Origin of the sequence: Mesorhizobium sp. CO1-1-8, from assembly GCF_020164875.1 — a bacterium.
GTDB lineage: Bacteria > Pseudomonadota > Alphaproteobacteria > Rhizobiales > Rhizobiaceae > Mesorhizobium.
The window spans coordinates 18,128-44,433 of record NZ_JAIUGZ010000007.1 but is presented as its reverse complement, the minus strand read 5'-3'; the positions used below and the strand labels follow the sequence as shown (position 1 = coordinate 44,433).

At 60.1% G+C, this 26,306-nt stretch carries 22 protein-coding genes and 3 tRNA genes; 18 read left to right on the top strand and 7 right to left on the bottom strand.

The genetic code is table 11. The annotated features are described in order from the left end of the window. The first annotated feature begins 6 nt into the window (after window positions 1-6). The 4 genes from LB558_RS15920 to LB558_RS15905 all read left to right on the top strand — a co-directional run bounded on the left by LB558_RS15920 (window position 7) and on the right by LB558_RS15905 (window position 8,644). The gene (locus LB558_RS15920) at window positions 7-2,055 is read left to right on the top strand and encodes a DEAD/DEAH box helicase (protein WP_224698416.1); all 2,049 of its coding nucleotides are present in this window, start codon (window positions 7-9) and stop codon (window positions 2,053-2,055) included. 361 nt (window positions 2,056-2,416) lie between these two features. Next, complete coding sequence (locus LB558_RS15915; RefSeq protein ID WP_224698415.1) at window positions 2,417-3,103, top strand: DarT ssDNA thymidine ADP-ribosyltransferase family protein; 687 nt, start codon at window positions 2,417-2,419, stop codon at window positions 3,101-3,103. Window positions 3,104-3,309: 206 nt separating this feature from the next. Then, complete coding sequence (locus tag LB558_RS15910) at window positions 3,310-3,999, top strand: hypothetical protein (RefSeq protein ID WP_224698414.1); 690 nt, start codon at window positions 3,310-3,312, stop codon at window positions 3,997-3,999. A 475-nt stretch (window positions 4,000-4,474) separates the two neighbouring features. After that, window positions 4,475-8,644: a hypothetical protein gene (locus LB558_RS15905; protein ID WP_224698413.1), complete on the top strand. Its 4,170-nt coding sequence runs from the start codon at window positions 4,475-4,477 to the stop codon at window positions 8,642-8,644. A gap of 270 nt (window positions 8,645-8,914) precedes the next feature. Here LB558_RS15905 and LB558_RS15900 read toward each other — a convergent pair whose 3' ends face one another. From LB558_RS15900 to LB558_RS15890, 3 genes are all read right to left on the bottom strand, one after another. Further along, window positions 8,915-10,468 (bottom strand): DUF927 domain-containing protein, encoded by a 1,554-nt coding sequence (locus tag LB558_RS15900; protein ID WP_224698412.1) that lies wholly within the window; start codon window positions 10,466-10,468, stop codon window positions 8,915-8,917. A gap of 1,872 nt (window positions 10,469-12,340) precedes the next feature. Continuing rightward, entirely contained in the window at window positions 12,341-13,075 is a 735-nt protein-coding gene (locus LB558_RS15895) for a hypothetical protein (protein WP_224698411.1), read from the bottom strand. 158 nt (window positions 13,076-13,233) lie between these two features. Beyond that, a tRNA-Thr gene (locus tag LB558_RS15890) sits at window positions 13,234-13,309 on the bottom strand. 155 nt (window positions 13,310-13,464) lie between these two features. On the opposite strand from LB558_RS15890, the gene LB558_RS15885 reads away from it, so the two are divergent. From LB558_RS15885 to LB558_RS15870, 4 genes are all read left to right on the top strand, one after another. Then, window positions 13,465-13,632, top strand: coding sequence for a hypothetical protein (locus LB558_RS15885; protein WP_224698410.1), 168 nt, complete (start codon window positions 13,465-13,467; stop codon window positions 13,630-13,632). 189 nt (window positions 13,633-13,821) lie between these two features. Then, entirely contained in the window at window positions 13,822-14,028 is a 207-nt protein-coding gene (locus LB558_RS15880) for a hypothetical protein (RefSeq protein WP_224698409.1), read from the top strand. Window positions 14,029-14,562: 534 nt separating this feature from the next. After that, complete coding sequence (locus LB558_RS33195) at window positions 14,563-14,619, top strand: hypothetical protein (RefSeq protein WP_412033474.1); 57 nt, start codon at window positions 14,563-14,565, stop codon at window positions 14,617-14,619. A gap of 124 nt (window positions 14,620-14,743) precedes the next feature. After that, on the top strand, window positions 14,744-15,157 hold the full coding sequence (locus LB558_RS15870) for a hypothetical protein (protein ID WP_224698408.1): 414 nt from the start codon (window positions 14,744-14,746) through the stop codon (window positions 15,155-15,157). Here LB558_RS15870 and bhcR read toward each other — a convergent pair whose 3' ends face one another. Further along, on the bottom strand, window positions 15,158-15,979 hold the full coding sequence (gene bhcR, locus LB558_RS15865) for an HTH-type transcriptional regulator BhcR (protein WP_224698629.1): 822 nt from the start codon (window positions 15,977-15,979) through the stop codon (window positions 15,158-15,160). A gap of 213 nt (window positions 15,980-16,192) precedes the next feature. Here bhcR and gcl point away from each other — a divergent pair, with 213 nt between their 5' ends. From gcl to LB558_RS15850, 3 genes are all read left to right on the top strand, one after another. Next, window positions 16,193-17,974, top strand: a complete 1,782-nt coding sequence (gcl, locus tag LB558_RS15860; protein WP_224698407.1) for a glyoxylate carboligase — start codon at window positions 16,193-16,195, stop codon at window positions 17,972-17,974. A 28-nt stretch (window positions 17,975-18,002) separates the two neighbouring features. Then, entirely contained in the window at window positions 18,003-18,800 is a 798-nt protein-coding gene (gene hyi / locus LB558_RS15855) for a hydroxypyruvate isomerase (RefSeq protein ID WP_224698406.1), read from the top strand. Between the two features lie 85 nt (window positions 18,801-18,885). Continuing rightward, entirely contained in the window at window positions 18,886-19,803 is a 918-nt protein-coding gene (locus LB558_RS15850; RefSeq protein WP_224698405.1) for a 2-hydroxy-3-oxopropionate reductase, read from the top strand. Window positions 19,804-19,910: 107 nt separating this feature from the next. On the opposite strand, the gene rlmB is transcribed toward LB558_RS15850, so the two are convergent. Further along, window positions 19,911-20,759 carry a 23S rRNA (guanosine(2251)-2'-O)-methyltransferase RlmB gene (gene rlmB / locus LB558_RS15845; protein WP_224698404.1) on the bottom strand — a complete coding sequence of 283 codons (849 nt, stop codon included), beginning with the start codon at window positions 20,757-20,759 and terminating at the stop codon, window positions 19,911-19,913. Between the two features lie 198 nt (window positions 20,760-20,957). On the opposite strand from rlmB, the gene LB558_RS15840 reads away from it, so the two are divergent. The 5 genes from LB558_RS15840 (at window position 20,958) to LB558_RS15820 (ending at window position 22,663) form a co-directional block, all read left to right on the top strand. Next, a tRNA-Tyr gene (locus tag LB558_RS15840) sits at window positions 20,958-21,042 on the top strand. A gap of 89 nt (window positions 21,043-21,131) precedes the next feature. Next, a tRNA-Gly gene (locus LB558_RS15835) sits at window positions 21,132-21,205 on the top strand. A gap of 185 nt (window positions 21,206-21,390) precedes the next feature. Beyond that, complete coding sequence (locus LB558_RS15830; protein ID WP_224698403.1) at window positions 21,391-21,696, top strand: ArsR/SmtB family transcription factor; 306 nt, start codon at window positions 21,391-21,393, stop codon at window positions 21,694-21,696. Next, window positions 21,693-22,181, top strand: coding sequence for an SRPBCC family protein (locus tag LB558_RS15825; protein ID WP_224698402.1), 489 nt, complete (start codon window positions 21,693-21,695; stop codon window positions 22,179-22,181). Before LB558_RS15830 ends, LB558_RS15825 begins: the two co-directional genes overlap by 4 nt. A gap of 68 nt (window positions 22,182-22,249) precedes the next feature. After that, window positions 22,250-22,663: an MAPEG family protein gene (locus LB558_RS15820; protein ID WP_224698401.1), complete on the top strand. Its 414-nt coding sequence runs from the start codon at window positions 22,250-22,252 to the stop codon at window positions 22,661-22,663. A 129-nt stretch (window positions 22,664-22,792) separates the two neighbouring features. Here LB558_RS15820 and LB558_RS15815 read toward each other — a convergent pair whose 3' ends face one another. Continuing rightward, entirely contained in the window at window positions 22,793-23,257 is a 465-nt protein-coding gene (locus LB558_RS15815; protein ID WP_224698400.1) for a YidB family protein, read from the bottom strand. A 132-nt stretch (window positions 23,258-23,389) separates the two neighbouring features. Between LB558_RS15815 and LB558_RS15810 the strand changes: the two genes are divergently transcribed. Next, window positions 23,390-23,647: a GlsB/YeaQ/YmgE family stress response membrane protein gene (locus LB558_RS15810; RefSeq protein WP_224698399.1), complete on the top strand. Its 258-nt coding sequence runs from the start codon at window positions 23,390-23,392 to the stop codon at window positions 23,645-23,647. A gap of 226 nt (window positions 23,648-23,873) precedes the next feature. Here LB558_RS15810 and LB558_RS15805 read toward each other — a convergent pair whose 3' ends face one another. Then, window positions 23,874-24,761, bottom strand: a complete 888-nt coding sequence (locus LB558_RS15805) for a DMT family transporter (RefSeq protein ID WP_224698398.1) — start codon at window positions 24,759-24,761, stop codon at window positions 23,874-23,876. A gap of 312 nt (window positions 24,762-25,073) precedes the next feature. Between LB558_RS15805 and tuf the strand changes: the two genes are divergently transcribed. Next, window positions 25,074-26,249 carry an elongation factor Tu gene (tuf, locus tag LB558_RS15800; protein WP_013531404.1) on the top strand — a complete coding sequence of 392 codons (1,176 nt, stop codon included), beginning with the start codon at window positions 25,074-25,076 and terminating at the stop codon, window positions 26,247-26,249. Window positions 26,250-26,306 lie beyond the last annotated feature (57 nt).

The following is a 26,306-nucleotide window of genomic DNA, read 5'->3' as shown; positions in this document are numbered from 1 at the left end:
GACGGGATGGTCCAGACCGAGCAGGAGCTTCCTACAACCGAGGCACTCCGGGGCATGATGCCGGACTCTTATCCGTTGTTCTTCGCTGGGCGTATGCCTTGGCCAGCGCAGTGTCTGGTGATGCCGCCAGTGGTGAAAGGCCGATCGACACTGTTGGCGGCGCCGACGGCGTCAGGAAAGACCGAGGCCGCCATCGCCCCACTCTATCAGCGGCATATATCATTTCGGCGTACTCATCTTTCGACCTTGTACATCGCGCCCACCAAGGCTTTGGCTAATGACATTTTCGAACGGCTGGACAACTACCTTGGCGTCCGCTCGCCGGGATGCGTCACGCGCTACACCGGCGATCGTCACGAATTCCAAAACGCCGAGGGGCTGTTCTGCCTCATCGTCACGCCGGAGGCGCTCGATTCCCTGCAGCTGACGCGGCCGGCGGAATTGGCCAGTGTGCGGGCAGTCGTGATCGATGAGATTCACCTGCTGCACGGTGCACCCCGGGGACAGCAACTGCGTTTTGTCCTTGATCGCGTTCGCGCTGCGGCTATTCGGCCCCGCCACCCTGACGACACTTTTCATGTCGTTGGGATGACAGCCACCATCGACCGCCTGGAGGAAGTACGCGACATATGGTTAGGGTCGGAGGGGACATTGGTTCGGCATGGCGCCGCGCGCGAAATAGACCTTGAGCTACTGAATATAGACCTTGTTGCCGAGCCTGGCGACGATATTGCGGCGAAAAGCGCCCGTGCGCTCGCGAGATGGCTCAAGCGCAGCGGAACGCCCAAAGTTCTTGTTTTCGACAATACCCGCAATGGTGCCCATGCGCTCGCGGCAGCTTTGGATGGTGAACTCCGTGCGGCGTTCGGCGTGGCTGAGCCGCCGCCGCTTCATCTACACATGGGCGTTCTTTCAGCTACCGAGCGCGAGCGCGTCGAGACCGCAATGAAGACAGAGCGCAATGGGGTCTGTGTGGCGACGTCGACGCTGGAGATTGGCATAGACATCGGTGACGTGGATGCGATCGTGCTGGCGACACCACCTCGCGATGTGGGGAGCTATTTGCAGCGAATCGGGCGCGGCAATCGGCGGAGCGGGACTTGTCACGTGTTGGCGCTTCACGCAGGTGCGGAAGGCGCTGCCATGCAAAATGCATTGCTCGATTGCGCGCGACGTGGGGATCTCGACGACGTCCACGAGTATGACCGTCCCTCTGTGCGCTTCCAGCAAGTGCTGAGCCACGCATGGCACGCCACCCGAAACGAAGACGGGTTGGAACCGAAAGAGCTTGTTCGCCGCACCGGTGGGCATGATCATGCCGATATCGTTGCAGACATGGTTTCAACGGGCGCGTTGAATCGCCGACGTGGAATCGTCTTCCCGAACGACGCATTGATAGAGGAAGGAGACGAGCGTCGCATCCATAGCGTGATCATGGGTGGCACTGGTTTGCCCGTTCTGGATGCGCGCACCGGAGAAGCGATGACACAGGTATCCGATCGTGGACAGGCCGGAGGACGAATGTTCGTCGGCGGTGGTTTTCGCAAATTGAACGACGCCCGAGAAGGGCCGATGCACCTGGAGAGCCGCTCCACAGACAGAAATGCGCGTCTAGCGCTTCTGCCCAAAACGCGTGGTGCACGGGGCCTCAGTCGACCGGTGGTCTGGGCGCTAGCCCGGCAGCGCGGCTTGGATCCCCAGTCTTGGACATGGCGCGGCGGGCGCTGGAGCACCTACGGCGGCGGCGCCTTTAATTCGTTGTTAGCTGCTGTATTGGCGCACCGATTCGCTCCTGACATCTGGCGGGCTGACGATTTCGGCGTCGACGGCCCAGATCCGGGTGCTTTGCGCCCGCCCCCGCTCACCTTGGCCGAGATGCTGGAGGCGACTTACGCTGCCGCGGCAGATAAGAACGCCTTTTCAACGGTGGCGAACAAGTTTGTACAACCCTCACGCTATCGCAGCCGGCTTTCGCCTACCTTGCAGTCTGTCGAGGCAAGAGCGTCGATACCGGTACCGGCTTTTGTCCGCTGGCTGGCTGCATGCCGATTTTAGATCGACCTATTTCCCAGTCACATGTCTGGCAGGTGGAGATGAGAATTACGGATAGTTGTCGACCAATGAGATCCACGCAATCAATTCGCTGCTTAGTTTTCGAACGTTCCACGGCAAAGGCCGTGGTTTAGTCGTATTTCGGCATCGTCACCGGCACTCAACCGAGGCGAAAGGTGCGGTGCAAACACGTCGGCTACAAGGTGTGAACGTCTGCGACGGACTCCAAGAATTCGCGGATAGGTGAGGGTCAGTGTGAAATTCCAGTTTCACCCTGAGGTGTCTTTGGTTAAATGCAAAATTCGCTTGTCGGACACCGGCCTGACCTGATCTACGCCCCATGTTGTGGGCATCGGGGGGCGGCATGACGCGCAAGAAGAACTACTGGGAGACAATTGCGGAGCACATCGCCGAGGTTGCCACAGCCCGGCAGATCGAGGATGTCCTGCATTTTTCGCGACTCGAAAATCTCCCCGGTATCCTTGAACACGGACTTCTAAGTCGATCAGAACTCCGGAACGCCGATTATGGCGTTTATGTCAGCGATGCCGATCGCCTCGACAAGGAAGATGACGCGATCTCGGTGTCGATCTCGTGTTACTATCCGAAGATGTTCGAAGCGAAGCGGCACCGCTCAGGAGACGAGCCGTGGGTTATCCTTGTGCTGCACCCGAGCCTTCTGTGGAATTACCCCTGCCGCTTCCACCGAAATGGTGCTGCGACAAATGCCACGAAGTACGGGAGCAGCACGACCTATGGCGGGTTCGCCCTCAAGAAGCTTTTCGACGATTTCTCTATGTCGACGGATTCGACAAAGACAAGTTTCCGCGCTGAGTACGGACTTCCGGTAAGTTGGCCGACCTTCTCAGATTCCGAAGTCCAGGTAATGAGCCCCATCCACCCAGACTACGTCATGGGAGCCTGGATCGAGACGCCTGAACACGACGAGTTCGTCCAGGCAGCGTTTGCCACCAAAGGACGCAAAGAGTGTAAAGTGGTGGTTCAGCCCTTCAGCCCCCGAATCTGCCGTAAACCCTACTGTTGGGGATGAAACGTCTGGGAGGACGCCTGTCCGGTCCGCGAAGTTCGGTTAGTGACCGAGACAGAAGCGCGCGGTCGCTTTATTGCAGCCGCTTTAATTGATCACCAGGCAGTGAACGATGAAATCCGAATGGAACTGGAGCAGCTTGGTCGCCCCTTGTCCACGCACTCGTCGAGCGTCACATTGTTCCAACGGGTAAAGATGTGGGGGAAAGCATGGTCGGCTGGGTACGGTATTCCATGTGGGACCGCTGGCGCGATCTAACGCGGTTCCGGCTGGCGTGTGAGATGGCGCTTGATTCTTACAAGGCCTATGTCAACGACTTTCCGGTATCGTCTCCGTCGCCAATGATCGTCCATGATCCCTCCGGCGATTCTGGATTCAAATGCGTTCTTGACGATTTCAAGCAGGTGTTGAACGACGGGGAGGTGCTATACCGGACACTCTATCCCACGTACGTCGCACTCACAGAGGACCTGGCGCGCGAACTCGTCGAACGGCTCGTGGCCGACAAGGGGGTCGCTCGTACGAGCTTCGCGGGCATGAAGGCTGGCAACATCAGCGAGGCGGCCGAGCGCTATGTGACTGACGTAGCAATGGAGATCTGGGGCGATGCCATCTTGAAGGCGAGCGGCCGCGACTGGTCGGGAATCAAAGGCAGCAAGCGCGCCGTCGTTGAAGCAGTGACGGTCCGCAATCTGTGTGCCCACGGCATTCCTGTCTTCAACCGCAAGGCGATCAACCGGATAGCAGCGGCGGCAGGGCGCAATATCGCGGTCAAGGAGGGCGATCCGATCAAGCTCGATAAGAAGCGCTTCACCAATTACACAGCAACGCTTCGGGCGTTTGCGCGCGCGCTCGCAGATGGCGTGACGAGCCTTCCAGACGTCAAGAAGGGCTCGTAGCGGCGGACTGGCCCGACAGGGCGATGAAAGCCAAGTTGGCGGGGGCGGTGGTGTAGTCGTATTTCGGTATCGTCACGAGCACCCAATGGAGGCGAAAGGTGCGTTCAAAAACGTGCGGCTACAATGTGCGAACGTCGGCGGCGGACTCCAATTACCTGCCGATAGGTGAGGGGTCAGTGTGAAATACCCATTTCACACCATCGGGTTCAAGAGATCGCCGCCCCTAGTGGGATGGGCCGCTCACTGCTCTTCCGCTTTCGAGAGGAAGTTTGGCAAAAGCAGTCTTTGCCGAAGAAGACTGACCCATGACGAGATGCTGGTAGCTGCATGCGACCTCAAAGTGGGCTATGTACAGACCCGCCGGCATTCTACAGGGGGAATTCAGTCGGACCGGAAAGCGCTCGCGCCTTCGTCACTGGCGACCATTTACTAAGCGCGGCAGAGCCTTCGCAACGTTCGAGGACCTCGGACGCCCGTGCCGAAACTGTTATTCGTGACCCATTGCGGGCTCAAGCTCGCCCTCTCGAACCTTCGGAGCAAACTGATGCCGCCCGAGCCCCTTCTTGATTCTGACCAGGCGGAAGAGTTCGTTCTGAAGACTGACCAGGCGCCCGAGTTCTGGCAGTTCCTGAATGGGTTACGCGGCGATGACCTCCTCGTAGAACTGATCGTCAATGAACTCGACGCGCGCTCATCGCGAACCGAAATCCGGTTCCAACCCGACCAACTGGTCTGTCTCGGAAACGGCGATCCAATCGACGCGGCAGGATGGGAGCGGTTGAGCTACATCAAGGGCGCAGGCCACGAAGTTGCGGCCAAAGTTGGCATGTTCGGGGTGAAGAACCACGGGCTCAAGGCGTGCTTCACACTCGGCAATAGGATTACGCTGCGGTCCGCTGGCCAGCAGATCCTACAAACACTGTTCAAGGACGGAGACAACAAACCTTCTTATCCCGGTGTACGCGTCCCACCGCGCGATGATCCGGGCGCGCCAGCTAGCGGCACCCAAATCGAAGTTCCCTATCGCCGCCGTCGCTTCTTGGTGCCGCACGGCGAGGCCATCGAATTCGCGGCTGTGACTGACCCGCAGATCGCGCAGGTTTTCAATCAGGCCGTGGCTAGGCTGCCCAAACGGCTCCTGGGCGTCATGCGGCCAGGGATGCTCGAGCGATACGAGGTGGTCCTCTCGCACTACAAATTGGGTTCGCATACTTTCGTGTTCAGGGCCGGCCGTCTGCGCCGGGAGTCAGGGCTCGTCACCTACTTTCGGGAGTGCAGCGAGATTCGCGCCGATGGCGAGCGGCTGCTCGAACGCGAGCAGGCTTGCCTCACGCTATCGACCGGACGGTCACCCGGCAAAGCTCGATTTTTCCAGGCGACGGAATACCGGTGGGCAGGCAAGCGGCTATTTCCCCGCAGCGGTCTCGTGATCGAAGTGGCCTGGGACGTGGACGCGGCCGGCAAGCTCAGACTGGACACGGGACGATTGCGTTATCCCGTCGCGTATCCGGGAGATGAAACCGCCTCAGCGAGCGGAACCGCCGTGCACTACTCAGGGGCGTTTGTCTCTGACACCGAACGGCACGAACTCGCGTCGCAATCGGGCGCGTGGAATGATGCGATCATTGCTGCATGCGATGTGCTCTTCGCCGATGTCCTCGTCAAACTTCTCATCCCTCGCTTCCGGACGAAAGCACTCGACCTGCTCGGCAACCTTGCCGGTGAACGGCTGTTGACATATGCCAACCGCCTGTTGGCTAATCGCGCCTTTCCGGCAATCGACGTGGAGGGCAAGTCTGTCCGCCAAAAGCGAGCATCGCTGCTTGTCGTGCCGGTCTATGAGGATAGGGAGCGTGAATGGTCCGCAGCGCTTGCTAAAGTCGCGCCTGCCTCATTGCCTGTCCTCGACCCGAAGACCCCCGCAGCGCTGATGGAGTTGCTAGCAACCGGAAAATGTATCGGATGGGGCGGCAACCACCTGAGATACGACGGACAAGATGTGCTGAATCGCTTGGAGGCCTCTGATGCCGCGCATTTTCCGTGGCGCAGCGAGGCGGAATGGGTTCGATCGCTAGGCGATCCCGCCATCGCGCGAGCGCATCTCGATGCGCTGCACCCCTTCTTGAACGGCTTCGCCGCCGCCGCCCGCCCCAGCGGCTCCACCGTGTATCTGCCGGATGTCGAGGGTACGATTCATCCGATGTCAAAGCTGAAGCGTGGCGCGTCGATTCCATCCGAGCTCCAGCTAGATGTCCCTCCAACGATCCATCCTGAATTGCGCGGACATCCTGTCTTCAGGCTCGAAGGGTGGCATCTAGAAGGGTATGCGCTGCGCAACCTACTGCGAGATGGGGACCTCGCCAACAAATCGATCGCGGTTCGAAAGCGCTTCTTCGCTTGGCTCGCAGCCAATCCGGACGAACTGGCCCGCGACGACTGGCCGACGGTCAGAAGTCTGCCGATATGGCCAGCGGTTCACGGCACGCTCCACACCTTCGACGTGCTGTGCGGGCCAGAAGTCAGAGTTGCGAGATTACTCGGCGATCATATTGCCAGACCGGCGCGCGAGGTTAGTGTGCTCTGCAAAAAGCTCAAGGGTAACCGTGCTCGGTTAGCCTTGCGCGAGGAACCAACTATAGCCGAGGTCATGGCATTCTATTCGGATCGGCTAGCGGCGTTTCCGATCGACCGCCCCCTGGAGGCAAACGAGCGCTCCGCCTTTCACGAATTCGAATCAGCGCTCGCCGTCCTGGCCACTTCGAAGCGAGGAGCATCCATGCTGCGCTCGCTACGTGCGAGTGCGGTCGGACTCAGTCTCGCAGGTGAAGTAAAGCCGGCCAATGTGCTTGTGCGAAGCACCGCGGAGGCGGCCCGGCTGGTCCTTCAGCCGAAGGATCTGATCGATCGCCCCACGTCGGACCTCGATGCTGTCCTGCCTCCGGCGCGCAGCCCTACTGCGCAGATGGTCCTCGACGCATTGCGCGACGACCCTGGCAACGGGTTCGCCCTGCTACCCCGGCTGGCGATCATTACCGAGGCCAATGACCCCGAGATTGCCTCGGAATTGCGCCAGATCCCGTGCCTGCCCTTCGGAGACGGCCTCGTAGCTCCTGACCGCCTTGCGTTTAAGGGCAACCTCGGCGAACTCTGGGGAGGCTGGAAGCTGCAGATCAGCGGTGAAGGCTTAGCCGACAATGTCCAGGAGCTTTATCGGAAGGCTGGCGTCATCCGAGGGCTTCCGACACCGGAGACATCACGTGCATATTTCAAATGGCTCAACGGACAGCCGCAGGCGACGCAAACCGCCCAGATCGGCTGCATTATGCGACACATCCATCACACGAAGGGCGTTGACTCTTGGCTGATGCAGCCTCCCGAGCTCGGCTGCATCCCGGTCGAAGATGATAGTGGGATCGAACTGCTCGCCGCAACGATGGCACGCCGTGTCGTGGTCGTCGATGACATGCCAGAGCTCGCCGAGGCTATCCGGAGAGACTCTCGCAATCCTAAATTGCGGCTCGCGATCCACAGCGTCCATAACGTGCGATACCCGATCGCCGATGAATTGCTGCAGTGGCAGATACCGACCCTCTCGTCGCTCGCAACAGAGCCCGTCAACCCTGCTGGCCGTGACCAGGAGCTCGCTTCGGAGAGTTATCTCGATATCGTGCGTGCTATGGCAGGCGCGAACGCCGGCAAGGTGTTCCGGAAGCAACTGCAGGAATTCGATGTGTCTCTAAACCTGATCGAGCCGCAGTTCCAGCGCCGGCTGCTAGCAATCAAGCGGGTGGTGATCGCGACTGGTCTGACCGTTCAGTACAAGGTGCGCGGTCGCCAATACAGAGCGTCTCGGGCATGGGGCGTACTGCCGAACGAAATCTGGCTCGACCGCGGCGGCGATCTCGATGACCTGCTGATGAAGGCTATCGCCGACGTTGTATTTCTGAAGCCACGGCCTCGATGGCTGAGTTCGGTCCTGAAGGACGCGCTCCGCCACCGCACGCGCGACTTTCGGGCGATGGAGGAACCGGATAGCTATGAACAGGACGGTTATGATGAGAAATCGGCCGAGGAAAAAGCTGGCGAGTCTTCCCGAACGCATCCAGGATCGGAGCCAGATCCGACACGCAACAATCCGAACCCTGGCGAGCTGTATTCCGGCGGCGGTATCAGTAACACTAAGCGCAGCAATGGAGGCAGTCGCCAGAAAGTGATTGCCGAGGACATCCAGCGTGTGCAGCTAAAAACCGATCATTATGCATCGCATTGCCAGATCGAGCTTGCCCGCCGATCGCCCGAGGAATTGGCACCAGTCGGATCTTATGCGGAACATGCAGAGAACCGTATCCGCATGCTCGAAGGCCATCATCCCGACAAAACGTCGGCCAGTGGCGCACGCCATGCCGGCAACCTGCTCATCCTCTCGAAAGTCAACCATGATGGTATCGGTGCGCGACTGAGCCGCGCCGACCTTACCAAGGCTCTCCGCGACCGGTGGACTCCACACCGTATCGCACAAGCAGATGGATCGACTTGGCTTGAAGGCGGGATCGCGCGGGCCATCGATCGGGTATCTGGCGAGCCTATCCTCATCTTCTTCACCAATTGGCATCGGGACTATTGGTTGAAGATGGCTCCGACTTGAGGAGCGCTGTTGCGAATGCCGGTCGAAGCTGCCACCCTTCCATAGGCGTACCGTTCTGCCCACCTTCTAAGTCTCTGGTTTTGGCAATCGATCAAAACCAATCGAACGACCAAGGTGCAAAGCCGACAAAATGTCGTGGCCCCGCGCAAAATAGGGGGCCGGCCAATCTGCGGCAGCACCTTCCGACAGAGCAGCCACTTCTGTCGGAAGGCGGATGAGGAGCGTCGCACCCTTCAGAAGATTGCGAGGCCCATGTGCAGGGTTACGTTCTCAGTCGGTGCCGAGTAATATCCAGTAGACTCGCCCTTCTGCACAGATTGCTGATGGCGTCTTGACCGTCAGCTTAGGCTTTTTGCCGCCTTCAGTCTTGGCCAGGCCGAGCCTGCGCAACTCCTGCATCATGGCCTTGTGGTCCACGAACTCCAACTGAAACCGATCTGACGGGATGAGCACCGCCATTTTTCCGTCCCGGCGGAGTAAGTACCCTGGCGAGCCACTGAATTTCTTGAAGCTCACGGGACCTGACATGGTCTTGACCCGTACGATGGCGGCGCCATGCTCCCGAGCGTATTTCTTCACGCGCTCCAGGGCGGAGGAAGCGGTGTCTCCGGTTGTCACCGATCGCCCCTCCATCCGGTCAAACACATTGAGCAGGCTTTTCGTCAGGCCTCCCCATTCCTCAGGCAACAGCCCCCATCTCCGGGCGAGCGTGCCAGCCGCAAAGATCATCGTGAAGACCGTTTTGACGCGCTCGGATGTACCGTCAGTTCCACGACGATGTCTGAGCTGCTCGAGGAATGCAGCCATCCCTTTCGCGATTTGCCTTCGAAGCTTATCCTCGTCCTCCGCGGCAGCTTCGACCAGCCGGGCGGCAAAGATCCTCCCAGGATGGGCGTAGTTTCGAGCGCAATCTTTGCGAAGTTCCGCTGCAGCCTCGCTCGCATCTTCGTAGTGGTCGGGAACTGTATCCAGAAACCCGCTCGCTTTGCTGACGTTGATCGTCACCATCCGAGAGCTCACGGCCCCTACGACCGTCTTCGATGCCTTGACCAACTGACTGAGAGCCTCGTTGCTGGTGCTCAGCAGGGCCATGCGGACGTCGGAAGACATAACGGGGCCAGCCAGCCGGCCCCTGGTCCCAGTGGAAGCGAACCGAAAGGTGGCCGATCGGATTAGGTCGGCTTGTTCGCGGGCGTTGCCGCCGGCCATGTTGACCTCATCCAGCATCAAGAGCATGTCGGAATGCGAGACCTTCAATGGATCCAGACTACCTAAGGTGCGGTTCCAGGTCTCACCACCACCTGTGTCGCTGTCCGGATCCCCAGCCCAAACCGATGCCGCCAGAACTGCGAGCGTTGACTTTCCAGTCTCGGGCTCCCCAACCAACTCAATCTGCGGATTGAAAATCCCAGCTGGAATGAAGCGAAGAAGGGCAGGCACGAACGCGTAGGCAAGCATGACCAATGGTAGCGGCTGGTTTGCAACCACCCGTCCGACTCCTGTCAACCAAGCTTCCAGGGTGCCTGCCAGAGCGAATTTCGGATTCATCTCGAAGGCGACAATAATCTTCTCATCGTGGTTCTTCGGAGAAGCTATCGTCCCGTCACCGAAGACGAATGACTTACCGCACCAGCCCGGATGCTCTGCGACATTAGCCGGCCTGTAATCCGACGCATCCTCGATGAGTTTCTTGAAACGGTTCTTGGATTTGGTCATCAACAGCGTGCTGCCCGGGCCACTCAGCTTGGCAAGAACTGCCTTCTCGTTGACAAGAAGCTCCTCCAGCGAGAACCAAGTCGAGCGCGAGGCGGTGCCGTAGTTCACCCAATGGGTTCCGTTCTGGTCCTCGACTAGGTCGAGAATGCAAGGCGCGTCCATCGCGCTGCTGTGTTTGGCGGTGCCAGCTCTTTCGCTTGTGGGACCCGATCCGTTCGATTCTAAAGTCATGATTTCCCCTTCATTTTTCGCATAATTCCCACCTTCCCACCTCGACGGGGTGATAAGCATAAAATTCGGAAGGGGGTTTGTTGATTGACGTTTAGGTTGACGCAGTGTTGTCGTAAAAATGTTCAGAAGATGGAATTGGATGCACCTCCTATGGATATCTAAGTATGATTCAAGCGTGTTCTCCGCAAATCGAGAAATACAAACGCTATCGTAGCGAGATGAATCGACCTGATCGGTAAGAGCACTTGTTTGTTATCATAACGTCTGCCAGATTTTGTTTGTGAATCCAGGCGAGAACCTGATTATGATAGGGGAGATCGATCCTGGCTATCTCCCGGCTTCTTTTTTTCTTGCCGTTGATCTCGATGACGGTTCTCTGCGGCCAGAAGGCTTTGAAGAGGTAGGAAAGTTGGTCGCGTCGATCGTTCACCGGTTGGGTTACGATGGGAGCCGCTCCTGTGAAGGTCCGCTCGTAGCCCCAACGACCTTTAAGTCCTGGTCGGATAGCCTGGGCCTTGTTGCGCATCGTTACGAGGTGATAGTGCAGTTGGTACCTCCGGCTGGTGGGCTCGAACTCACCGTGTAGAAAGCCAACAAGAAGTCCCTTCCGTGCCAGAATTCCCGCCCTCCCGAGGTGGGTCCGGAACTCGCCTTTGATCATTGCTGCGCTAGTCCTATCGAGGGCTGCTGGACTGAAGCTCCAATGTCGGTTGATGACGGTGACAACGTTAATGTCATCATTAGGGATGTCCTCAACTGCCTCAATCAAAGCCCGATAATTTCGGCGCGGAGCTCCCTCATCTGCAGGGACGAAGCCAACGTTGGTGGTGGTATGCTATCAATCAAGCCGAGACGCAGAAGCCGTTGAAGTTCCTGAGTCCGCGGTCCGTATTTCGGGCAGGTTTGGAGTAGATCGAGACGTATTTGGTCTTCGTTCCGGGAAAATGATTGCGTTTCGAAAGATCGCGCGTCGTCCTCCCACTGGTTGAGGGATTGCATATGTTCACCTTGATGTTGATTGAAGTTGGGAGCCGCCCGGGACAAGCGACAGCGAGCTTGGCCGTTCAATTTGACGAAAAGCTGAGCCGATAGGTGGAGTGGCTACCGTTTCAACGAGTACTCTTCACTGACCGAGAATGTTTGGCCCCACAGTTTGGTGTCCCAATTGGCAACGTCGCTTTCGAGCCAGTAACGATGGCCCTGCATGTACGTCGGCTCGGGAAAGGCAAGCGCTGCCAGCGCCATAGGGTCTTTTCGCTGATCTCGAAGCGGACGCAGACCATCTCGGCCGTAAGGGTTTCGAGCGGTCTGCATGAAGTCGCGGTATTTCTTGCAGTTTGAACATGTTGTCCTCTCTTAGGGATTGATTGGGTGCCTCCGGGAGCTCCTGATCGTTCATCCGTCGATCAAATCGTTCACCCTCAGTACCTTTACGGTGGGGTGCTTTCCCTCCCGGCCACGCTTCTTGGTGACGCAATGAGGTTGAACGTCCCATTCGGAGAGGGCAGTCTCTTTCCAGTAGCGGCGACTTTGGATGTACATCGGGGACGGGAAAGCGAGGTCTTTGTCTCGGGCCCATCGCCATAGGGTCATTGGGCTCACGCCATATCTCGCGCAAACCGCTCTTGCGTTCAAATATCTGATCTCTTGTGATGTCATGTTGCACCTCGTTGTCGATTGCGACGAGGTGTACCGCCGCTTCCTTCGGCAGGGACGGGGGAAACCGGGAAAACCGGGAAAACTTACAAACTAGCGGCCCATTCGCTTCCGGTGTTCTTCGCGAAAGACGCGTATGAACTTTGCAATGTCATCTATGTCCGGCGTTTTCCCAATTTTGTCGAAGAAGGACATCAGTTCCTTTGTTGATGGCGCGCAGCCATCAACATCCTGCACCACGCCGACAAAAGCGGCGGCGGCAACCCAATCATATATGATTGGGCGCCCACCTCGGCTCTTTGCCCCCTGAACCTTGGACTCACTAGCCTCGGTGGTCGCAACCGGACGCGCGGTTGGAAACTCCCTGAACAAATCGACGGTAGACAGGCGCACATCGTGTGCCTTGTAGGATGTTGGCAAGTCGTCAAGTTCATCCTTGCCGTCATCGCCCCCAGACTCATTGATCGACGCTTTGATCTCCTCATTCTGCCTGGGTGAATTCTCCCTTGTTGTTACGGGCGAACTCCAGGTGAGGTTGCCGGCCACCAGAAGGTAGTATCCGGCAGGATCCGGACCGACATCGAAATCAACAGCATCTTTCCCGAAGTTGAGGCGAGCGTAGCTCCAAATTGGCGCGTCAAGGAGCAGGTCGATTTGATCTGCGTCTACCCCCTCCTGCCAATAGACCCGAAAGAACTCAGCCTTGGCTGCGATTTTCGATTTTGAGAGAGCTGCAAGCAATCGGCGCTCAGCGATGCGCCTATCTCTGAGGGCCCGTGATACCAGGCGATACGCCTTGCTGATCTTAATCCATGATTCATCGGCCATGTTATCACTCCGCGTAACGTTCCATCGCAGAGGCGGATCGGACGATCAACTTGGCAGCCGACAAATGATGTGAATAGAATCCTTACCCCTAGCGTTACCCCAAGGGCAGTATGGCTATTTCGACAAGGAGTTGGGTTCCGCTAAGATGTTGATTTTATTGGTGCCCCCGGACGGAATCGAACCGCCGACCTTCGGTTTACAAAACCGCTGCTCTACCAGCTGAGCTACAAGGGCACGGCGCTTCGGTTAGCATATTTGTTGCGCCAGTAAAGACAAAACTCCGTTTTTTCCGGCATGCCGCATGGGCCGCCGGGGAGGGGCATCCTGAAAAGCGCCGGATTGCTTCCTACATGTTGGGGAGGTGCAATCGCTTCGAGCAGGGGTGCCGCATGATCAGATTTGTCATCATTCTCCCGATCCTCTTCGTGGCCTGGATGCTGCTGGTGAAGATCATCAGCGATGTGAAGAAGGCCAATGTCGACTGGACCGGCGTCACCACCGTCATCGGCTTCATCGCGCTGGCGTTCTGGCTGCGCCATGTGACGGGGATGGGGTGAATTGGTGAGAGAGTGAGTAGTCAGTAGGGGAGTGGCAACCCGGGGTCTGTGTTTCCCTACTCCCTACTCACTCGTCCTCCGGCCGCTCCACAAAAAATCTGCAAAAACCTTTCGAACCTTTTGCCGCGCCGCGCCGACTGATGGTCAGGGGCGAATGGGTCGCCTCGATCAAGGATCCAGGAGATCATCATGTTCAAGCGCACTCTCACCTCAGGCCTCGTCGCCATCTTCGTCGCCACCGGCGCGCTCGTCGGCACTGGCGGCATGTCGTCGGCCCACGGCATGCACGGCCATCATCATCACCACCACAACCATCACAAGAAGCACTTCAAGAAGTTCTGGTGGAAGCACCACAATCATCACCACAGGCACGGCAGGGTGATCATTTTCCTTTGATGGAGGACCCAATTCCCCAAGAGGGCGGCTTCGGCCGCCCTTTTTGCGTTCGGCGTTGCGAAATAGGTACCGTCTGCGACGCTGGTGATCTCCCCCGCAGGTGGGGAGATCGGCTATCATCAATGTTCTCCCCAACCTCTCCAGTCGCCGTCAGCATGACCTCGGTCGATCCGATTTCCCCGGTCCCAGAAAAATCGAAAAAAGATTCGAACCTTTTTCCTGGCCGCGACGACAGATGATCAAGAGGCGGATGGATCGCCTCGGTCAACGAAGCAAGGAGATCGTCATGTTCAAGAACACACTCGTTTCCGGCCTTATCGCCACCGCCGTCGCCGCCGCCACGCTGGCCGGCACTGTGCAGCCCTCGGCCGCCCACAGCCATCACCACAATCACGACCTCGGCATCGGCATTGCCGCCGGCGTTGGCGGCTCGTCCTCGGCAGCCTGCTGGCCCAGCCCCGCACCGTCTATGTCGACGAAGGCGGCGGCTCGTGGCATGTCCGCCGCTGCTACGATCGTTACGCCAGCTACGATTTGGACTCCGATACCTATCTTGGCCGCGACGGATACCGCCACTATTGCCGTCTCTGAGGGGAGGACCGTTTCAGCAACAGAGGGGCTCATGCGAGCCCCTCTTCTGTTGTCTTGAGCGGTGCAATGCTCCATCGGCCGATTCACGGCAACTGAAAGGATGGCCCGGGCGGTAGACCGGACGGTGTACAGAGATTTTCCGAGCGTCTATTCTCACCGCGAAACGCGGGGAGAGACCCTTGGACGAGCAGGACCCCAGGGAAGACCTGGTCGAAACGGTTTCCGCAACGGCACCGTCACCGCCGTCGGCATCCTGCTGGCGTTTTCGCTGGGCTTCATCACCCATTGGGCCGCCAACCCGATCCCGTGGCAGACCTACCATCTTGTCGCCGTCCTGCCGATCCTGGCCGGCATCGCCTTGCAGATGCGGGCGCTCTCGCTGCTGCTCAACACGAAATGCCTGCGGCGGCGCATCTATGAACGCGCCAACCGCATCTTCATGGCCGGCCTGATATTCACTGCCTGCGGCGTCGGCATGGCCATCCTTCTCGATTTCTTTGATATCGCGACCAGGAGCGCGCTGCCCGGGGCGGGCTGATCAGCCGGCCCGCACGCCACCGATCATCCTGGTCACCTCGGCCGCGGCATCGCGCACTAGCGGGCCGATCTCGGCCAGCCGCTCCGGCGTCACCCGCACCGTTGGTCCCGACACCGAAACGCCGCCGATCGGCTCGCCGAATTCGTTGAAGATGGCGGCTGCCACGCAGCGCATGCCGGGGTGCCGCTCCTCGTCGTCGACCGACCAGCCGCGCAGCTTTATTGTCGCCAGATCCTGGGCAAGGGCGGAAATGTCGGAAAGCGTCTTGTCGGTGAAGCGCTGCAGGCCGGCCTTGCGCAGGATGGTTCCGACGCGCTCCGGCTCGAGATGCGCCAGCACCGCCTTGCCGATGCCGGACGCATGGAAAGAGCTGCGCGTACCCGGCCGGAAGAAGGCGCGGATCGCCTGATGCGTCTCGACCTGGCTGACGAAGACCACGCAATCATCCTCGGCGACGCCGAGATTGGCGGTCTCGCCGGTTCTTTCCATCAACTCCTGCATGACGACACGGGCGCGGTCGACCAGCTTGCGGCGGCGCAGGAACGCCGCGCCCATGCGGTAGGTCTCGACGCCGATCGACCACAGTTGGTCTGATGTGTCGAACTCGACCATGCCATGGTTTTGCAGCGTCGTCAGCATGCGGTAGGCGGTGGAGGCGGCAAGGCCGCTCTGCGCCGATATCTCACTCAGCGACAGGCCGCTGCCTTCCGCGACAATGGCCAGGATGCGCAGTGCCCGGTCGAGCGACTGCACCGAGCTGGCCTCCGATGGCCCGTTGAAAGCGCGTGGCCGGCCACGCTGGCGTTTTTCGGCGGTTTCCATGCCGTCATTCTCGACCGATTTTGCAAAACGCACAATGAAAAAGTTTTTCACTGCGATCGCTAGCCGAATTCTGGAAAACGGAATAGCCAATAAAAACAAGAAAATGACGCCGTTTTTTAGAAATGAAAAAATATTCTGAAAAAATTGAAAAATACCCGGCGTGCTGACATCCTTTGCCGATCCAACAATGACAAACCCGTGGAGGGCTGGAAAATGGCCAGGATGCGCGCTGTCGATGCCGCGGTTCTCGTTCTCGAAAAGGAAGGCATTTCCTGCGCTTTCGGCGTGCCGGGCGCGGCGATCAATCCGTTCTATTCGGCGCTGAAGGCCAGGGGAACGATCCGCCACGTGCTAGCCCGTCACGTCGAGGGCGCCTCGCATATGGCGGAAGGTTTTACCCGCGCCAAGGCAGGCAATATCGGCCTGTGCATAGGCACGTCGGGTCCGGCCGGCACCGACATGATCACCGGGCTCTATTCGGCCGCAGCGGATTCCATTCCGATCCTGTGCATCACCGGCCAGGCGCCGCGAGCGCGGCTGAACAAGGAGGACTTCCAGGCCGTCGACATATCAGCCATTGCTGCGCCGGTCGCCAAATGGGCGGTCACCGTCATGGAACCCTATCTCGTCCCCATGGCGCTGCAGAAGGCGTTTCACCTGATGCGCTCGTCACGGCCGGGTCCGGTGCTGATCGACCTGCCGGTCGACGTGCAACTGGCCGAGATCGAGTTCGACATCGATGCCTATGAGCCGTTGACGCCGTTCAAGCCGGCCATGACGCGCGCGCAGGCCGAAAAGGCGTTGACGATGCTCAACGCGGCCGAAAAGCCTCTGATCGTCGCCGGCGGCGGCATCATCAATGCCGATGCGTCGGACCTGCTCATCGAATTCGCCGAGATTTCAGGCGTGCCGGTCATGCCGACCTTGATGGGCTGGGGCGCGATCCCCGACGACCACCGGCTGATGGCCGGCATGTGCGGGCTGCAGACCTCGCACCGCTACGGCAATGCGACGATGCTGGAAGCCGACTTCGTCTTCGGCATCGGCAACCGCTGGGCCAACCGTCACACCGGCTCCGTCGATGTCTACACCAAGGGCAAAAAATTCATCCATGTCGACATCGAGCCGACGCAGATCGGCCGTGTCTTCGCGCCGGATCTCGGCGTCGTCTCGGATGCGGGCGCAGCATTGAAGATGCTGCTCGACGTCGCCACCGAATGGAAGACGGCAGGCAAGCTGCGCGACTGGTCCGGCTGGGCGAAGGAGTGCCAGGCCCGCAAGAAGACGATGAAGCGCAAGACGCATTTCGACCAGGTGCCGCTGAAGCCGCAGCGCGTCTACGAGGAGATGAACAAGGCGTTCGGCCGCGACGTCACCTATGTCACCACGATCGGCCTGTCGCAGATCGCCGGCGCGCAGTTCCTGCATGTCTACAAGCCGCGCAACTGGATCAATTGCGGCCAGGCCGGCCCGCTCGGCTGGACCTTGCCGGCTGCCCTTGGCGTTCGCGCCGCCGATCCCGACCGGACCATCGTGGCGCTGTCGGGCGACTATGATTTCCAGTTCATGATCGAGGAACTGGCGGTCGGCGCACAGCACAAACTGCCCTATCTGCATGTCGTCGTGAACAACGCCTATCTCGGCCTGATCCGCCAGGCGCAGCGGGGTTTCTCGATGGACTTCGAGGTCGACCTTGCCTTCGAGAACATCAACCGGGCAGGCGATCCCGAGGCCGGCTATGGCGTCGATCATGTTGCCGTCGCCGAGGCCATGGGCTGCAAGGCGGTCAGGGTGCGCAAGCCGGAGGAGTTTGCTGGTGCCTTCAAGGAGGCCCAGCGGCTGATGAAGGAGCACCGGGTTCCGGTCGTGCTCGAATTCATTCTCGAACGCGTCACCAACATCTCCATGGGTACCGAGATCGACAAGATCACCGAATTCGAGGAGCTTGCCGAACATCAGGAAGATGCTCCGACAGCGATCGTGATGTTGGATTAAGTCCTAGCGGACAGGGGAGAAAAAAAATATGCCGCGTTTTTCAGCCAATCTGTCGATGCTCTTTGGCGAGCATGAGTTCCTCGACCGTTTCGACGCCGCCGCTCACGCCGGCTTCAAGGGCGTCGAATATATCGGCCCCTATGACCATGCGCCCGATGTCGTCGCGGCCCGGTTGAAGAAGAACGGCCTGACCCAGGTGCTGTTCAATCTTCCGGCCGGCGACTGGGGCAAGGGCGAACGCGGCATTGCCGTGCTGCCGGACCGCGTGCCGGAATTCCGCCAGGGCATCGCCAAGGCGATCACCTACGCGCAGGCGCTCGGCTGCCGGCAGGTCAATTGTCTGGCCGGCATCGCACCCGCCGGCACTGAGCGCAAGGTGCTGGAGGATGTCTTTGCCGAAAACCTCGCCTTCGCGGCGGAAAAGCTGGAGCAGGCCGGCATCAGGCTGCTGATCGAGCCGATCAATACGCGCGATATTCCGGGCTTTTTCCTCAACACTTCTGACCAGGCGCTGGCGCTGATCGACCGCGTCGGCTCAAAAAACCTGTTCCTGCAATACGACATCTATCACATGCAGATCATGGAGGGGGATCTCGCCCGTACCATCGAGGCAAACCTTGGCCGCATCGCGCATATCCAGCTTGCGGACAATCCCGGCCGTCACGAGCCGGGGACGGGCGAGATCAATTTTCCCTTCCTGTACGAGCATATCGACCGCATTGGTTATGCCGGATGGGTCGGGGCGGAATACAAGCCGAAGGCGGGTACGGAAGCGGGGCTGGGGTGGTTCCGGGAATTGAGCGGGCAGGGGAGCGCTGCGGCGTAGCAGTTAAGGCCCCCTCATCCGGCCGCTGCGCGGCCACCGAAGGCCGGATGAGGGGGCGTTTCACACAGTCATTTGGAGAACCATAATGGAAACCATCGGTTTCATCGGCCTCGGCATCATGGGCGCGCCGATGGCGGGGCATCTGCTGGACGCCGGCTACAGGGTCATCGCCAGTGACCATCGCTCCAAGCCGCCGGCCGATCTCGTTGCCAAGGACCTGAAGTCAGTCACCGGCCATGCCGCCGTGGCCAAGGCTGCAGACATCATCATCACCATGGTGCCAGACACGCCGCAGGTGGCCGATGTGCTGTTCGGCGACAACGGCGTCGCGTCCGGCCTGACCAGGGGCAAGCTGGTCATCGACATGAGCTCGATCTCACCGATCGAGACCAAGACCTTTGCCAGGAAGATCAACGATCTAGGCTGCGACTATCTCGACGCGCCGGTCTCGGGCGGCGAGGTTGGCGCCAAGGCGGCGTCGCTGACCATCATGGTCGGAGGCGAGGAAAAACCCTTCGAGCGCGCCAAACCCGTCTTCGAGAAGATGGGAAAGAACATCACCCTGGTCGGGCCGAACGGCGTTGGCCAGACCACCAAGGTGGCCAACCAGATCGTCGTTGCGTTGACCATTGAAGCCGTCGCCGAAGCGCTTGTTTTTGCGTCGAAAGCCGGCGCCGATCCGGCCAAGGTCAGGCAGGCGCTGATGGGCGGCCTGGCGGCCTCGCGCATCCTGGAAGTCCATGGTGAGCGTATGGTCAAGCGCACCTTCGCGCCGGGTTTTCGGATCGAACTGCACCAGAAGGATCTGAACCTCGCGCTGGAGGGCGCGAAGGCGCTCGGCGTTTCCTTGCCCAACACCTCAATGACTCAGCAGCTGTTCAATTCCTGCGCGGCCAATGGCGGCGCCAAGGAGGATCATTCGGCGCTGGTCAGGGCGCTGGAGCGGATGGCCAATTTCGAGGTCGGCAGCGAGGCAGCCGACACCCGGGGCAAAGCGGCATAGGTCAGGAGAGGGCGGCGCAACGTTCCCAAGCCGCCAACTCTTGGCCCATCGAAGAACGGGTTCCGGCGTCTGCCGGGACCCGTTTCTCGTTTCGGGATGTTTTTGGCTTAGCCGCGCTTCAAAAATGCCCGCGCCACGTAAAGGCTGATCGCCGCGGCATTCGATACGTTGAGCGAATGGATAGCGCCGGGCATGTCGAGCCGTGCCAGCGTCGTCACCGTCTCGCGGGTCTTCTGGCGCAGGCCCTTGCCTTCGGCGCCCAGCACCAGGGCGATCTTTTCTCCGGCAAAGCTCTTTTCGAGTTCGGCCGGCGCGTCTGAATCAAGCCCGATGGTGCGGAATCCGGCCTCGTGCAGCTGGCCGAGCGCGTCGGCGAGGTTCTTCACCTCGATCTGGTCGATGTACTCCAGCGCGCCGGAGGCGGATTTCGCCAGCACGCCCGATTCCTGCGGGCTGTGGCGGGCCGTGGTGATCAGCGCGCCGGCGCCGAAGGCGACCGCCGAGCGCAGGATGGCGCCGACATTGTGCGGGTCTGTGATCTGGTCGAGCACCAGCACCAGTCTTGCATCGCCAAGCGCATCGAGCCGCTTTGCTTTAAGCGGCTCGGCCTCGATCAGCACACCCTGATGCACGGCATCCGACCCAGTGATCTTGTCGATATCCCTGGGCTGGACCAGTTCCGTCTTGAAGGGCAGGGCGGCGAGATCGGCGATTTCGAGGCGCTCGGCCGCATTGCGCGTCACCAGCATCTTCCTGATCTTGCGGCGCGGATTGTCGAGTGCGGCACGCACCGTGTGCAGGCCGTAGAGCCGCACCAGCCCGTCCGCGGCATTTTCGCCTGGCGGAACCGGCTGTCGGGGCCGGAACGCCGGCGCGCCGCCGCTCTTCTCGTCGCGGTAGGCGCGGCGCAGCTTGGCGTAATGGGTGTCTTTGGAGGTATTGGTTTTGTCGCTCATGGCTGGCTTCTATAGCGGTGTACTCCGGCCAAGGATATGGCCCGCCGTCACAGCCGGCGAACAGAAACGAAAAACCATGGTTGCGCGGTTGACACCCAATGGGCTTGCCGCCATAAGGCGCTGCGCTGGTTTCGGAGAACATATAACTCGGGTCCGGATCGGCGTGAATGCCTCGTTGCATGGCTCCGGCGGCAGACTGGAGAGGTGCCCGAGTGGTTAAAGGGGACGGACTGTAAATCCGTTAGCTTAGCTTACGTTGGTTCGAATCCAACCCTCTCCACCACTGCCGGCCCGGAAGCCCTGAAACGCGACAAGAATCGGACCGAAAAGTGCATGGCGCTTTTTGGATGAATCCGGTACTTCAGGAACGGCGCGGGTATAGCTCAGTGGTAGAGCAGCAGCCTTCCAAGCTGAATATGCGGGTTCGATTCCCGCTACCCGCTCCAGCCAGCCATCCGTTTTTCGAAACGTCCCTTAACCTTTTTGCCGGGCCATCGGTCTCACAGCCGTGTCGCTTCGCTTGTCGTCATTAAGTGACAGCGAAGCGGAAGAGCTTCCGGGTCTGGCAGCGCCTCGCGACGAGTTGACAGAAAAAGTTCATTTGCATAGATTCGCGTTAGTGCAGACTAACGTGAACAGCTGGACAGCGCTCGGCGATCCGACCAGGCGCACGATCTTTGAATTGCTGGTCGAACACCCCTGTTCGGTCGGGGAACTGGCGCGTGTCCTTCCTGTCACCCGGCCGGCGGTCTCGCAGCACCTGAAGGTACTTAGGGATGCCGGCCTTGTGGCCAATACGCGCTTGGGCAAGCAACGCATCTACCGGGTCGATCCGGAAGGCCTGGCAAGTCTGCGCGCCGAACTCGACCGGTTCTGGGGCAAGACCCTGGCGGCCTACAAGGTGGCCGTCGAACAATCGTCGAAGGAAGAGGAATGAGCACGCATCAAGCACCCCCGCCTGTGAGGCACGCCATCGTCGTCGAGGCGCCGATCGCCAAGGCCTTCAAGATCTTCACCGAGGACTTCGGCAGTTTCAAACCTCGAGAGCACAACATACTCGCAGTGCCGATTGCCGACACGGTTTTCGAGCCTCGAGTGGGCGGTCACATCTATGACCGAGGCGTCGACGGCAGCGAGTGCCACTGGGCCCGGGTGTTGGCCTACGAGCCGCCCAACCGGGTGCTTCTGAGTTGGGACATCAACCCTCAATGGCAGGTTGAAACCGACCCGGACAAGACCAGCGAGTGGGAAGTCAGCTTCACGGCGGAGACGGACAGCCGGACGCGGGTGGAGATCGTGCACCGGAACTTCGAGCGGCATGGCGAAGGCTGGGAAGGTGTGCGCAATGGCGTTGGTAGCGATCAAGGCTGGCCACTTTACCTGCGCCGGTTCCACGACCTTTGCTCTCGCCAGGCGACGTGACGGCCGTGTGACAGCCACAAAGATCGAATCGGTTCCCAATCCAGTCATCCGAAGAAACGGAGGGAAGAATGGAAGCCTACTGGCTCAGTATCGTTGGAGTGCTCGCGCTTTGCCTTTTGTCGGTCGTGCTTGCGATCTACTCGGGCTCGTCCAAGGGCCGTGTCGGGGTGCTTTCAGGCCCAGTACTCCCTGCAGATGACGACAATTTGCTCTACAGGATCGACCGCGTGCACATGAATTCGGTCGAGGCGCTGGCGCCTTTCGTCGTCCCGGCTTTGCTGGCGATGATGGTTGGCGTCGCCCCCATCATACTGGCAGTGATCGTTTGGCTGCATCTGGTGATCCGGCTGGTTCACCTGGGAGTTTACGTTCGCGGCGGCAACGCTGCCAAGGGAGGCAGTATCAGGACGATCCTCTACGTTTCAGGAGCCATCGTCACGCTTGTCCTCGTCATCGTCACGGGCTGGGCGGCCATCCAGTGACCGGCCGCACACGAGCTTGCAATCGAGTGCGGCCGCATTGTCGTGCGTCCGGACATGAGGCGCAAACAAACAGACCAAACGCTGCGCGGCAAGCCGCGCAGCGTTCCAAAGGGGCGGGTGCGGGTCCCGCTAGCTGTTGAACGCGGATGCGACCTGGTGCTGCTGCGGCACCTGGCCGTTCGGCGTCAGCTTGTCGACGATGCCGGGCAAGGCGGTGGACAGTTGCTTGAGCAGTTCCTGCTCGTCCAGTCCGGTCCGTTGCGCGATCTCGCGAATGATCTGCGGTCCGATCGCGGCGCCAAGATCGTTGGCGTTGATCGACTGGTTCTGGCCGGTGCCGACCCAGGAGTCCGCGGTGTTGCCGTGGCCGGCATCCCGGAGCTTGTCGAGCAGTCCGCCCAGGCCGCCGAGCAGGCCACCGTCGGCGGTTGTGGTTTCCGTCGGCACGGGGGCGGCCGGAGCGGGCGCGGGAGACTGTTCTGGCTCTTCGGCACTTCTGCCGCTCAGCATCTTGCCGACCAGCAATGCGCCGAGCGCGATCATCAGGGGTTTGGTGATGTTGCCGCCGGGAATGGCATTGTCAAAAAGTCCCATAGTGGATCCTCCATAGCGACCAAGGCCCGACCCCTCCTCAACAATGAAGCATTCGGGCGGAATTTCAAGCTGGCTTGAGGTTTTGACAATCCTATGAAAATGTTCGGCTGGCGAGGGGATGGAGAGGAAAAAATGGGTATCATCAGCTGGATCATTCTCGGCGTGGTCGCCGGTTTCATAGGCAGCAAGATCGTCAACAAGACCGGCCAGGGTCTCTTAATGGATATCGTGCTGGGCATCGTCGGCGCCATTGTCGGCGGTCTGATCTTCAGTGCCTTCGGCGCGTCAGGCGTCACCGGCCTCAACATCTACAGCCTGATCGTTGCCGTCATCGGAGCGGTGGTCGTCCTGTGGGCCTACCATCAGTTCAGCGCAAGGCGGACGCTTTAGGCGCCTGCGGATCGTCTGAGGTTTCGAGTTTCCGAGGCAATACCGGCTTCAGGCCTGTACGTGCAGCGGCTCGTCTATGGCATCAACACTGCATCGGCGGTGACGCCGATTAGACGATCTTTCGGCGCGGCAACTGGTCATGCGCGCCTGCTCGGATGCGGAGGCTCCAGGTCTGTTTTATGCATGTCGTTCTCCCAAAACCGGGGCCACTTTTGGGCGACATGCATTAGGCGACGACGGCGAGCCGGCGCTGACGCTGATCCAGCGATACGATGGTCAGCCCGCTGCCGACGACCAGCAGGATGCCACAGATCGCCAGTGTGTTGGGGAATTGCCCGAACACCAGCAGGCCCGAAATGACCGCCCAGACGGTGAAGCAATAGTAGAACGGCGCCACGGCGCTGGTCGGTCCGATGCGATAGGCCATGAAGATGAAGAAATGGCCGAAGATCAGGAAAAATCCAGCACCTGCCATCAGCAACAGGTGATGCGTCCCGGGCATGATCCAGCGCTCTGAAACCAGATGCGCGGCGCCGGCGCCGATCAGCACCACCACGACGGCGGAAATCGCCACGATCATCCCCGGCACCTCGGCCGCGACCCGCCGGCCGGCAAGGTCGCGCGCCGCCGCAAATGTGGCATTGCCGAGCGCCAGCAAGGCGTAGACCGAAATGCCTTGCATGCTCGGCTGCGCCACCATCAGCGCGCCGATGAAGCCGAGCCCGATCAGCGCCATGCGCCGGCCGCCGATCCGCTCGCCAAACAGGATCGAGGAGCCGACCAGCATCAAGAGCGGCGTGATCTGGCCGAGCGCGGTGGAATCGGCGATCTGCATGTTGGCGAGCGCGACCACATAGCAAAGGATCGCCGCCAGCTCGAGCACGTTCCGGCTCAGTACGCGCTTGTCGAAGATCAGCGGGATCTGCTTGCCGTAGCCCAGCGCGAACAACAGCGGGAAGCCCCAGAGAGCTGCCGCGGCACCCCGCAGAAACAGCACTTCATAGGACGGCAGGCCAGCCGTCGCGAGCTTCATCATCGTGTCGTTGACGAGATACGACCCCGTCGAGACGATCATGAACAGCGGGCCGCGGATGGAGGCAGGAATGAAATGCATCCGGCCACAAGATCAGAGGCGGGTGGCGGCGGCAATGGTCCATGGCCTGGCCATGATTCAGACAGGGGCGGGCAAGCAAGCCAGCGCTTTCGCGGCCTCGATCGGTCGGCCCGCTACCCCTTCATTTTGCCCAGGGCCTTCCTATATCATCGTCATATCCCCGCAATCGGATCGATAGTTCGGACTGAGTGAGACGGCACCCGGCCAAAAGACGCTTGTGTTTTTTGGCCTTTGTCGCTAATCGCCCCGCATTCGACTGAACTGAAGGTCTTCGACCGAACTGAAGATCCGGGCCGTCCAAGGAAAGAGACAATGGCAAAAGGTAAATTCGAGCGTAACAAGCCTCACGTGAACATCGGCACGATTGGCCACGTCGACCATGGCAAGACGTCGCTGACGGCGGCGATCACCAAGTATTTTGGCGAATACAAGCGCTACGACCAGATCGACGCTGCCCCTGAGGAGAAGGCGCGCGGCATCACGATCTCGACGGCGCACGTCGAATACGAGACGGCCAACCGCCACTACGCTCACGTCGACTGCCCCGGCCACGCCGACTATGTGAAGAACATGATCACCGGTGCCGCGCAGATGGACGGCGCGATCCTGGTCGTGTCGGCTGCCGACGGCCCGATGCCGCAGACCCGCGAGCACATCCTGCTTGCCCGTCAGGTCGGCGTGCCGTCGATCGTGGTGTTCCTGAACAAGGTCGACCAGGTCGACGACGCCGAGCTGCTCGAACTGGTCGAGCTCGAGGTTCGCGAGCTTCTGACCAAGAACGAGTTCCCCGGCGACGACATTCCGATCGTCAAGGGTTCGGCTCTGGCTGCTTTGGAAGATAGCGACAAGAAGATCGGTGAGGACGCGATCCGCGAGCTGATGGCTGCGGTCGATGCCTACATCCCGACGCCGGTTCGTCCGCTCGACAAGCCGTTCCTGATGCCGATCGAAGACGTGTTCTCGATCTCGGGCCGCGGCACGGTCGTGACCGGCCGCGTCGAGCGCGGCGTGGTCAAGGTCGGCGAAGAGCTGGAAATCATCGGCATCCGTCCGACGACCAAGACGACCTGCACGGGCGTCGAGATGTTCCGCAAGCTGCTCGATCAGGGCCAGGCTGGCGACAACATCGGCGCGCTGCTGCGCGGCGTTGATCGTGAAGGTGTCGAGCGCGGCCAGGTTCTGGCCAAGCCGGGCACGGTGAAGCCGCACAAGAAGTTCGTGGCCGAAGCCTACATCCTGACCAAGGACGAAGGTGGCCGTCACACGCCGTTCTTCACCAACTACCGTCCGCAGTTCTACTTCCGCACGACCGACGTGACCGGCATCGTGTCGCTGCCGGAAGGCACCGAGATGGTGATGCCGGGCGACAACATCACGGTCGATGTCGAGCTGATCGTGCCGATCGCCATGGAAGAGAAGCTGCGCTTCGCTATCCGTGAAGGCGGCCGCACCGTCGGTGCCGGCATCGTCGTCACCATCAAGGAATAGCTGCACCGGGCTGTGCCGGTCAGGTTCGAAACAGAAAGGGCGGTCCTCGGGACCGCC

Coding starts and splice junctions, on each gene's coding strand:
- LB558_RS15920 (WP_224698416.1), top strand. CDS start 7: ATGGTCCAGACCGAGCAGGAGCTTCCTACAACCGAGGCACTCCGGGGC.
- LB558_RS15850 (WP_224698405.1), top strand. CDS start 18,886: ATGGAAACCATCGGTTTCATCGGCCTCGGCATCATGGGCGCGCCGATG.
- LB558_RS15910 (WP_224698414.1), top strand. CDS start 3,310: ATGGTCGGCTGGGTACGGTATTCCATGTGGGACCGCTGGCGCGATCTA.
- tuf (WP_013531404.1), top strand. CDS start 25,074: ATGGCAAAAGGTAAATTCGAGCGTAACAAGCCTCACGTGAACATCGGC.
- LB558_RS15895 (WP_224698411.1), bottom strand. CDS start 13,075: ATGGCCGATGAATCATGGATTAAGATCAGCAAGGCGTATCGCCTGGTA.
- LB558_RS15820 (WP_224698401.1), top strand. CDS start 22,250: ATGGAAGCCTACTGGCTCAGTATCGTTGGAGTGCTCGCGCTTTGCCTT.
- rlmB (WP_224698404.1), bottom strand. CDS start 20,759: ATGAGCGACAAAACCAATACCTCCAAAGACACCCATTACGCCAAGCTG.
- gcl (WP_224698407.1), top strand. CDS start 16,193: ATGGCCAGGATGCGCGCTGTCGATGCCGCGGTTCTCGTTCTCGAAAAG.
- LB558_RS15810 (WP_224698399.1), top strand. CDS start 23,390: ATGGGTATCATCAGCTGGATCATTCTCGGCGTGGTCGCCGGTTTCATA.
- LB558_RS15825 (WP_224698402.1), top strand. CDS start 21,693: ATGAGCACGCATCAAGCACCCCCGCCTGTGAGGCACGCCATCGTCGTC.
- LB558_RS15815 (WP_224698400.1), bottom strand. CDS start 23,257: ATGGGACTTTTTGACAATGCCATTCCCGGCGGCAACATCACCAAACCC.
- LB558_RS15805 (WP_224698398.1), bottom strand. CDS start 24,761: ATGCATTTCATTCCTGCCTCCATCCGCGGCCCGCTGTTCATGATCGTC.
- LB558_RS15880 (WP_224698409.1), top strand. CDS start 13,822: ATGTTCAAGCGCACTCTCACCTCAGGCCTCGTCGCCATCTTCGTCGCC.
- LB558_RS15915 (WP_224698415.1), top strand. CDS start 2,417: ATGACGCGCAAGAAGAACTACTGGGAGACAATTGCGGAGCACATCGCC.
- LB558_RS15885 (WP_224698410.1), top strand. CDS start 13,465: ATGATCAGATTTGTCATCATTCTCCCGATCCTCTTCGTGGCCTGGATG.
- bhcR (WP_224698629.1), bottom strand. CDS start 15,979: ATGGAAACCGCCGAAAAACGCCAGCGTGGCCGGCCACGCGCTTTCAAC.
- hyi (WP_224698406.1), top strand. CDS start 18,003: ATGCCGCGTTTTTCAGCCAATCTGTCGATGCTCTTTGGCGAGCATGAG.